Genomic DNA, 2,214 nt, shown 5'->3' on the forward strand with positions numbered 1-2,214 from the left:
GGTCGCCCCGGCCCGGGCCACCACGGTCGACCGGGCCGACCCGGGCTGCCCGTGGTGGCTCCGCGCTGCTCCCATCCGGTGGCGGCCCGCCCGGCCGACAGCGAAGGCCGGCCCCCTCAGCCCGCCTTTGCCTCTCCCCCGCCGTACAACACCCGCCGCAGCGACGCGTACGTCACCCCGTGGTCGGCCAGGACCTCCGCGGGGATGCCGGGGCGGGCCGCGAGGGCGAGGAGAAGGTGTTCGTCGCCGATGTACCGGTCCCGCTGGGCGAGAGCCATCCGCAGGGACTCCGTGAGAAGGTCCTTGGCCCCCTGAGCGAAAGGTCGATGCCCGCCGACGAGCCCGGACCACCAACCCCTGCCCCGCCCGGCGCCCGCCCTGCCGGACCGCAGCGCGCCCTCACCGTGGGCTTCTTCGACCCGGGAGACGATCTCCGAGACGTCGATGCCCAGCCCGGAGAGCGCGTCCGTGTCGGCGCGGGAGAGCCCGCCGCGACGCCGCGCCTCGGCCAGTGCCTGCTCGACGGACTCCTTGCGCTCCGCGAGTCCCAGCGACATGAGGGCGAAGGACGCGCGGCTGGCCTCACGGTCGAGCAGCGCCAGCAGCACGTGCTGTTCCTCGACCGTCTCGGCGTGCAGCCGTTCGGCGTGGTCGGCCGCGCCGAGCACCACCGCCCGGGCGTCCTTGGTGAACCGTTCGAACATCACTGCCTCCCGTACTTCTTGTGCACGGCCTGCCTGCTGACACCCAGTTCCGCGGCGATCTCCTGCCACGACCAACCCTGATTGCGCGCACTGCGCACCTGAACCGCTTCGAGCTGCTCAAGCAGCCGCCGCAACGCGGAGACGGCCCGCAGCCCGATCCGCGGATCGCGGTCGCCCGCGCGCTCGGCGAGATCCGTTGCTTCGGTCATGATGTCAACTTAGATTGACAGGCCCTCGAATGTCAACCGTAGTTGACACTCAAGGGTGTGCGAGAGCCTGGGCGCGCAGGACCCGCGCCCAGGCCCGGAACGGCATCAGGAGGTGGTCAGAACGACCTTGCCGAAGAGTCCACCGGACTCCATCCGCTCGAAGCCCTCGCGGGCCCGGTCCAGCGGAAGGACCTCGTCGATGACGGGTCGGACACCGGTGGCGGCGCAGAAGGAGAGCAGGTCCTCCAGCTCGTCCTTAGTGCCCATCGTGGAGCCGACGACCTTGAGTTCGAGGAAGAAGATCCGGGTCAGTTCGGCGTGCGAGGGGCGGTCGCCGCTGGTGGCACCCGAGATGACCAGGGTGCCGCCGGGCTTGAGGGACTTGACCGAGTGGGACCAGGTGGCGGCGCCGACCGTCTCGATGACGGCGTCCACGCGCTGCGGCAGCCGCGCGCCGGACTCCACGGCCTCCACGGCGCCCAGTTCGAGGGCCCGCTTCCGCTTGGCCTCGTCGCGGCTGGTCGCGAAGACCCGCAGCCCCGCCGCCTTCCCGAGCGCGATCGCGGCGGTGGCGACACCGCCTCCGGCGCCCTGCACGAGAACCGAGTCACCGGGGCGTACACCGGCGTTGGTGAAGAGCATGCGGTACGCCGTCAGCCACGCGGTGGGCAGACAGGCCGCCTCTTCGAAGGAGAGCTCCTTGGGCTTGGGCAGGACGTTCCACGAGGGCACGGAAACCTGCTCGGCGAAGGTCCCCTGGTACCGCTCGGTGAGGATGGAGCGCGGCTCCTTGGGGCCGACACCGTGTCCCGTCTGCCCGATGACGGAGTGCAGTACGACCTCGTTGCCGTCCTCGTCGACGCCGGCGGCATCGCATCCGAGGATCATCGGCAGCTTGTCCTCGGCGAGCCCCACGCCACGCAGCGACCAGAGGTCGTGGTGGTTCAGGGAGGCGGCCTTGACGTTCACGGTCGTCCAGCCGTCCCGGGCCGCGGGAGCGGGCCGCTCCCCCAACTCGAGGCCGTTCAACGGCTGGTCCCGGTCAATACGAGCAGCGTAGGCAGCGAACATGTCCTCGACCCTAGGCTCCACCGGCCTCCCGACGGAACCAGGTCCACCTGTGACGCGTGTCCCGCCGGGTGGGTGGGTTTCGGCCGAATGTGTAGGTGCGGGCCGGTGGGGGCCGAGCGCGCAGTTACCCGCGCCCCTGAAAGCAGGGGGTTGCGCACGGCCCTTTGTCTTTAGGGGCGCGGGGAACTGCGCGACCAGCCCCCACCGGGCCCCCCCCCCCCCCCCCCCCC

At 71.4% G+C, this 2,214-nt stretch carries 3 protein-coding genes; all 3 read right to left on the minus strand.

Features of this window, described 5'->3' with window-relative positions; genetic code table 11:
* Positions 1-116 precede the first annotated feature (116 nt).
* Positions 117-704: a Clp protease N-terminal domain-containing protein gene (locus O3Q52_RS52200; protein WP_269655411.1), complete on the minus strand. Its 588-nt coding sequence runs from the start codon at positions 702-704 to the stop codon at positions 117-119.
* Positions 704-913, minus strand: a complete 210-nt coding sequence (locus O3Q52_RS52205; protein WP_010984411.1) for a helix-turn-helix domain-containing protein — start codon at positions 911-913, stop codon at positions 704-706. The genes O3Q52_RS52200 and O3Q52_RS52205 overlap by 1 nt, the downstream gene beginning before the upstream one ends.
* A 105-nt stretch (positions 914-1,018) precedes the next feature.
* Complete coding sequence (locus O3Q52_RS52210; RefSeq protein WP_269655412.1) at positions 1,019-1,984, minus strand: zinc-binding dehydrogenase; 966 nt, start codon at positions 1,982-1,984, stop codon at positions 1,019-1,021.
* Positions 1,985-2,214 lie beyond the last annotated feature (230 nt).

This window comes from Streptomyces sp. ActVer (genome assembly GCF_027270795.1).
In the GTDB taxonomy this organism is placed as follows: Bacteria; Actinomycetota; Actinomycetes; order Streptomycetales; family Streptomycetaceae; genus Streptomyces; species Streptomyces umbrinus_A.